Origin of the sequence: Catenovulum agarivorans YM01 (assembly GCF_000281085.1) — a bacterium.
GTDB classification, from domain to species: Bacteria; Pseudomonadota; Gammaproteobacteria; order Enterobacterales; family Alteromonadaceae; genus Catenovulum; species Catenovulum agarivorans.
Genome location: NZ_AJWM01000126.1, coordinates 1 through 1,363 on the forward strand (window position 1 = coordinate 1; position 1,363 = coordinate 1,363).

General features: G+C 41.9%; 1 protein-coding gene. It reads left to right on the forward strand.

Going from position 1 to position 1,363, the window contains the following annotated elements:
* Positions 1–1,293 (forward strand): alpha-L-rhamnosidase-related protein (locus tag WSC_RS0102610; RefSeq protein ID WP_016954349.1); only part of this gene is annotated, 1,293 nt, incomplete at its 5' end.
* Positions 1,294–1,363: the final 70 nt, after the last annotated feature.

Consider the following 1,363-nt stretch of genomic DNA (forward strand, 5'->3'; position numbering starts at 1 on the left):
GACGATGCTTGGTATAGCCGCATTTGGCAAATGGCCGAAAATACCTTATACATTTGTGCGCGTGACAATTTTATGGACACACCAGACAGAGAACGCGGTTTATGGATAGGCGACGTTGCCGACCAAGCCAGTTATTTATTCTACTCAATGGATCAAGCTGGCCGTGATTTACTTAAAAAAGCCATCAAAGTAACCCTTGCTTTTAGTGATTCTGAATCTGGTATTTTTGCTGGCTTAGGTCCTGGCCGTTTCCGAGAATTACCTGCACAAAGCTTACAATTTATAGAGCAAGCCATTTGGCATTATTACTTCAATACTGGTGATAAAGAAACACTTGAATTTGCCTACCCATATGTACATAAATATTTAACTTTGTGGACAATGAAAGAAGATGGTTTAGTTAACATTAGAAACGGTGGTTGGAACTGGACAGACTGGGGACCACAAGACACCATTGATTACGCAGCTAATCAAAACGCATTGTATTATAGTGCCTTGGTTGCAGCGCAAAAAATGGCAACGGTGTTAAACGACAACACCCACATGGCGTTTTATCAACAGCGCATTCAATCAATTAAACAAGCTTATCAAAAAGAGTTTTGGCAAAACGGTTATTTCAGCAGCAAGCCTGGCGAGCTAAAAGACGACCGCGCTAATGCCATTGCGATTTTGTTTGGTTTAGCTGAACCTGCGCAGTATCAACAAATAGTTGATAACGTACTTGTGCCAAACGAATTTGCCAGCCCACATTTTGAATGGATGGTATACAACGCTATGGCAATGGCTGGCAGATACGATGATGCACTAAAACGCATGAAAACTCGTTATAGTGAGCAAGTTGACAACGCAGAGCTATCTACCCTAGCGGAATATTTACCACAAGGTGGTACAGAAAACCATGCGTGGAATGCACCAAGCACAGTGTTAAGCCAATATATTGCGGGTATTTCACCAACTTCGGTTGCTTGGAAAAACTACCAAGTTATGCCAAACATGGCGCACTTTAAACGCGTAAAACAGATGGTGCCAAGCGTGCAAGGTGATATTAACTTTGAAATAAACCGCACAGCCAACAGCATTGTAATGAGCTTAAACTCGCCACAAGGTAGCCAAGCAACCATTGGCATTCCGAAAACTTATTTCAAGTTAAAATCAGTTGAAATTAACAACACCCAAGTTTGGAAAAATGGCAGCGCCAAAACCAGCTTGCGTGGTATTAATTACATAGGTGAAGACGACAAATATATTAAATTTACCGTTGCACCAGGCCACTGGCAGATATTGGCCGAGTAGTTTTTAGCTTGTGTATACCAACCCAGCCGCGGCAATATGAATGTTGTGGCTGGGGTTCATTAATTATTGC